This window comes from Corallococcus sp. AB045, from assembly GCF_003668895.1.
Classification (GTDB): Bacteria; Myxococcota; Myxococcia; order Myxococcales; family Myxococcaceae; genus Corallococcus; species Corallococcus coralloides.
In genome coordinates, this window is sequence record NZ_RAWN01000339.1 from 1 (window position 1) to 5,544 (window position 5,544).

Here is a 5,544-nt window from a genome sequence, read left to right on the forward strand (position 1 = left end):
GGGCTGTTGGTGGAGCGCAGTGTGGAGTGGGTGGTGGGGATGGTGGCGGTGCTGAAGGCGGGAGGTGCCTTCGTGCCGGTGGACGTGACGCTGCCCGCGCTGCGCGTGGGTGAGTTGCTGGAAGAGTCCGGCGTCGCGGTGGTGCTGACGCGCGAAGCGCTGGCGGACGAACTGCCCACGGGCAACGCAGTGCTCGCATTCGTGGACGCGGATGCAAGGCAGGTGGCGAGGCAGCCGAAGACGCGGCCCACGAAGAAGGTGGTGCCGGAGTCCCTGGCGTACGTGCTCTTCACGTCGGGAAGTACAGGCAAGCCGAAGGGCGTGATGGTGCGCCACGGTGGTCTCTCCAACATGGCGCACGCGGTGGCTGAAGCGCACGGCGTGAAGCCAGAGGACCGGGTGCTGCAGTTCGCCTCACCGGGCTTCGACGCGTCGGTGGCGGAAGTCTTCTCGACGCTGGCTGCGGGTGCGTCCCTCTGCCTTGCACCGCGAGAAGCGCTGATGCCGGGAGGCGCGCTGGAGGGCACGGTGAAGGGGCTGAGCGCGACAGTGGTGACGCTGACGCCGTCGGTGCTGGGGCAAGTGGTGGACGGAGGCCTGGACGGCATCCGTACGCTCATCTCCGCGGGCGAGGCCGTGCCCGCGGCGCTGGTGCGTAAGTGGAGTGAAGGCCGGAGGATGCTCAACGGCTACGGCCCGACGGAAGTGACGGTATGCGCCAGCGTGGCGACGTCGCTGACACCGGAGCGGGTGACGGTGGGCAAGCCGCTGGGGAACGTGCGGTTGTACGTGCTGGACGAAGGGCAGCGGCCGGTGGGAGTGGGCGTGGTGGGGGAGCTGTACGTGGGAGGCGCGGGCCTCGCACGTGGCTACCTGAGCCAGCCCGCACTCACTGCGGAGCGCTTCATCCCGGACGGCTTCAGCGGTGAGGCCGGCAGCCGGCTGTACCGCACGGGAGATTTGGTGCGGTGGGGTGAAGACGGAGACGTGGAGTACGTGGGCCGGCGCGACGGGCAGGTGAAGGTGCGCGGCATGCGGCTGGAGGTGGGGGAAGTCGAAGGCGTGCTGGGCACGCACCCCGGCGTGAAGCAGGCGGCGGTGGTGGCGAAGAAGGAGGCCACGGGCACGAAGCTGTGGGCCTACGTGGTGGGCGACGTGGAGACGGCGGCGCTGCGTGAATGGCTGCGCGAGCGGGTGCCGGAGCACATGGTGCCCACGGCCTACGGGACGCTGGAGGCCCTACCGCTGACGTCCAGCGGGAAGGTGGACCGCTCGAAGCTGCCCGCGCTGACGGCGGAGTCCACGCCGCGCACGCACGTCTTCGCCGCTCCCCGCACTCCAGTGGAGCAGCTCATCGCGGACCAGTGGGCGGAGCTGCTGAAGGTGGAGCGTGTCGGACTGACCGACAACTTCTTCGACCTCGGCGGTCACTCCCTCATCGCCACCCAGGTCGTGACACGGCTCGGGGCGCTCTTCGGTAGGGAACTCGCACTCGCGGATCTCTTCGAACGTCCCACGGTGCTCGCGCTGGCGGAGCTCCTCCAGACGACCGGTGCCACGGAGGGCGCGAAGCCGCTTCCGCCCGTCGTGCGGACGGCTGCCACCGACACGCTGCCGCTGTCGTTCAGCCAGGAGGTCTACTGGTCTCCGGAGCAGGGCGGCGCCGGGAGCGCGCACAACGCGTCTCCGGTCGTATTGGGCCTGGGCGGAATGCTGGACGTGGCCGCCCTGAAGCGCGGCGTCGAGGAGATCGTCCGCCGTCACGAGAGCCTGCGCACCACGTTCCCCACTGTGGATGGCAAGCCCCGGCAGCACATCCTGCCGCCCGGTCCCGTCCCCTTCGAGGTGGAGGCGTTCGACGCACTGCCAGAAGCGGAGCGGGAAGCGGAAGCCATGCGCCGCGCTCGCGTGCAGATGGACCGCCCCTTCGATTTGGAGCACGGACCGCTGCTGCGCTGCCACCTGTACCGGCTCAATGCCGAACAGCACGTGCTGCTGGTCAACATGCACCACGCGGTCACGGACTTCGTGTCCTTCTCCGTCTTCGCGGGCGAGCTCGCGGTGCTCTACGCCGCCTTCCGCGAGGGCCGCGAATCACCCCTGCCGGAGCTCCCCATCCAGTACCAGGACTTCACCCGCTGGCAGCACGCGTGGCTGAAGGACGGTGCGCTGGAGCGCCTGCGGACGTACTGGGACGGGAAGCTGTCGGGGCCGCCGGAGGACGTGCGGCTCCCCCTGGACTTCCCGCGCCCGGAGCGGGAGTCGCTGCGCGGCGCGAGCCTCGACCTCGTCCTGCCGCCGGAGCTCGTCGCCCGGCTGAAGCAGCTCTGCCGCGCCGAAGGCGTGACGCTGTTCATGGTGCTGCTGTCCGCGTTCCAGGTACTGCTGTCGCGCCGGGCTCAGCAGGAGGACATCCGCGTCGGCTTCGCGCATGCCCAGCGTCCGCGCCCGGAGCTGGAGCCGTTGATTGGCATGTTCGCCGGATACCTCGTCATCCGCACCCGGATGGAGCAGGGGCTCACGCCGCGCGAAGCGCTGGCCCGCGTCCGCACGGCCTACCTGGAGGCGTTCGCGCATCAGGGGTTGCCCCACTCGGAGCTGGTCCAGGTGCTGCCCGGGCTCTGCCGCATCGGCTTCACCTTCTCCGACCGCGAAGGCAACGCCCCCCAGGTGCCCGGCCTCGCGGTGCGCCCGCTGATGCGCAGCCGGGGCTGGACGCTCTACGACCTGAAGCTCGGGGTCTCTGACACGCCCGGCGGGCTCATCGCCACGCTTGAATACAAGGTCGACCTGTTCCGACCGGACACCATCGCCGAGCTCCTTCACGAGTGGCGACAAGTGCTGCAGTCCTTCTGTGACGCCTTCCCCCCATCCATCTCGAGGAACCAGCCATGACGCAGCAGCGGGTCAATCTTTTCACGGAGTCCGAGCCGTTCAAGACCGCCGGCGGCGTCATCAATGGCCTGATCCTGGAGGACCTGAAGGAGCAGGGGCACGAGGTGAACACCCACTTCAAGCACCGCCTGGGCCCCGCCGATACGCCCATGCCCGTCGCCACCGCCGACCGGCTGCGCCGCATCCTGGCGGAGCCTCCCGCGGACCTCGCCATCTACTGTGACATGGGCCTGTGGATCCATCCGCCGAGCCCGCGCATCGCGCGCCGCTCCGTGGTCCTCTTCCACGGGCTCGTGGGCGGGCAGTCGCTCTGGCTGGGCAATCCCGCGGTGGACCTCTACACCGCCTACTCGCCGTACATGCGCGAGGCGCTCATCAGCCTGCTGACGCTGCCCGACGTCCGACGCCGCACCTGCCTGGATCCTTCCGGCTTCGACAAGGTCGTGGACTTCCACGCGGGCCTGCCCTGCGTCGCCAGCGCCACCGGTGACTCCCGCATGCAGGGCGCCCAGCTTCCTCCCCAGGTCCAGGAGGCGCTGGACGCGGGCGACGTGCTGGGCCACGCGCTGCAGCCTCGCAAGCCGGACTGGTACGCCGTCCTCAACATCCTCCTGCACCTCAACCTGCAGTCGCGGGAGGCGAACGGGCCGCGCTACCGGCTCATCGTCGACGCCGAGGACTTCGCCCTCATCGACTACTCGTACACGCACGGCTTCCCGTTCGACGTGAGCAGCGCCCGGTCCATGCTGGACGCGATGGGCTTCAAGATCTCCGACCTGCTCATCCCGGTGCGCTTCCTCAACCAGGCCGCGCTCTTCCGGCTCTTCGAGCTCGCGAAGTTCGGGCTCTCCTTCAACATCTACCCGGAGCCCTTCGGCTTCTATCCGCTGGAGTCCGTCTACCAGGGGTGCCCCGTCTACACGAACGGCATCGGCAACAACCGCTTCAGCGTGCCGCCGGGCCACGGCATCCGCGTCTTCGACAACGTGGACATGGCCTTTGGTGATCCGTTCTCCTTCCAGGAGGTCGCGAACGCCATCCTGGAGGACGTCCGCTCGCGCGAGCGCGTCACCCAGGAGTGCGCCCGGGGCCGCGACTTCATCACGCGCAACTTCGACCGGGCCAGCTTCACGCGCACCTGGCGCAAGGCCCTGGAGCACCTGGACGCGCCGCGGCCAGCGCCCCGGCCCTTCGAGTCGCTCGTCGTGAAGCAGAGCCCCATGGTGCGCCGCCTGGAGGAGGAGACGGGGCGCGTGGTCAGCGACTTCGAGCGGCAGACGCTGGAGCCCCGCGAGCTGGCCATCCTCAAGGCCTCGCTGGATCGCGCCATGGGCCAGGTGCTCAGCGACATGAACGAGGCCGACCAGGCGCTGCTACAGGGCCTGTTCTCCCGGGGCGTGCTGACGCTGCGCCCCGAGGGCCACGTGTCCGGCCTGTGACGTGAAACACAGGGCATGGCGGACGACAGCGCGCCATGCCCCAATCACCGGCCTCAGGCCGGGTTCTTGCGGATGATGACCTGGAAGCCCTTGAGCACCACTTCCAGGTGCTCCGAGGCGGCGCTCAGGAACGCGTCGATGCCGATGTCCGGCCGGGCAATCTTCGTGTGCGGGGTAATCTGCGCCTGGGCCATGCCGTAGTCGTCGAAGATCATCAAGCCGCCCGGCTTGAGCAGCGGCCAGCTCAGCACCGCGTCCTCCAGCGTGTCGTACGCCTGGTGGGAACCATCCACGTAGATGAGATCGTACGTGGGCTCCGGCGCCAGCTGGCGCAGCACCACCGACGACGCACCCTTCAGCTTCTCCACGCGAGCCTGCGCGCCGCTGGCGGCGATGTTCGCGTCGAAGCGCTGCGCGTACTCGGCCGCGAACAGGTCCACGCAGGTGATGCGGCTGGTGGGGTCCGTCAGCACGTTCTCCAGGAGCCAGATGGCGGAGCGGCCCTCGTAGCTGCCGATCTCCAGCGCGCGCGTGCCGGGCTGGCCCTTGAGCGGCGCCAGCGTCTTGCGCCAGTCGTCCTCGGCCTTGGACATCCAGTCGGAGGAGAACTGATAGCGCCCCACCTGACGCGCCGCGGGGTGACGCTCCAGGTAGCCGTTGAGCGCGGCCTTCGTCTCACCGGAGACCCACGGCATCTGCAGCAGGCGCTCCACCGCCACGCGGGCCGCCAGCCGCAGGTTGTCCGCGGACGTCGCGTGCGGCCCCAGCTGCGCCACCGAGCCGTCCTTCACCAGCGACCAGGCCGCCTCCACGTCCTGCAGCCACGTCACCACTCCCGCGTTCGCGTCAGGTCCCGGTGCCTTCATCAGCTCCTGCACCCGCGACGCCAGCGATGACACCTTCGCGGCGATCTCCACTCCTGGATTCACTTCGACCATCCTTTCCACTTCCGGGCGTTGGGCCCACAGGAGCCCGATGGTAAAGGAATCCGCGTGTTTCGTGTGAAAACCTCCAACCCTGCAACGGATGATCCTGCGCCCATGTCTGACACCTTGTTGGTGACCTCCATCGTTCGTGTTTCCGGTACGGGTGAGAGCAGCGGCTTCGTGCGGTGGGTCAGCATGAAGGAGCGCCGCGTGCTGAAGACGTGGCCCATCCTGGAGAGCCGCTTCCGCCAGTACGATCTCAACCCCCGGGGAGGGCTGCGGGG

3 protein-coding genes are annotated in these 5,544 nt (G+C 69.0%); 2 read left to right on the plus strand and 1 reads right to left on the minus strand.

The window, feature by feature from the left end; translation table 11 throughout:
* Both D7Y21_RS39905 and D7Y21_RS39910 read left to right on the plus strand, forming a co-directional pair.
* Positions 1–2,895, plus strand: a 2,895-nt coding sequence (locus D7Y21_RS39905) for a non-ribosomal peptide synthetase (protein ID WP_121718499.1), incomplete at its 5' end; no start/stop codon positions are given.
* Entirely contained in the window at positions 2,892–4,334 is a 1,443-nt protein-coding gene (locus D7Y21_RS39910; protein WP_120567175.1) for a glycosyltransferase, read from the plus strand. The genes D7Y21_RS39905 and D7Y21_RS39910, both read left to right, overlap by 4 nt.
* A gap of 53 nt (positions 4,335–4,387) precedes the next feature.
* Here D7Y21_RS39910 and D7Y21_RS39915 read toward each other — a convergent pair whose 3' ends face one another.
* Entirely contained in the window at positions 4,388–5,272 is an 885-nt protein-coding gene (locus D7Y21_RS39915; RefSeq protein ID WP_120567176.1) for a class I SAM-dependent methyltransferase, read from the minus strand.
* Positions 5,273–5,544 lie beyond the last annotated feature (272 nt).

Excerpts from the sequence above, each read along its gene's own strand:
- D7Y21_RS39910 (WP_120567175.1), top strand. The coding sequence starts at position 2,892 with ATGACGCAGCAGCGGGTCAATCTTTTCACGGAGTCCGAGCCGTTCAAG.
- D7Y21_RS39915 (WP_120567176.1), bottom strand. The coding sequence starts at position 5,272 with ATGGTCGAAGTGAATCCAGGAGTGGAGATCGCCGCGAAGGTGTCATCG.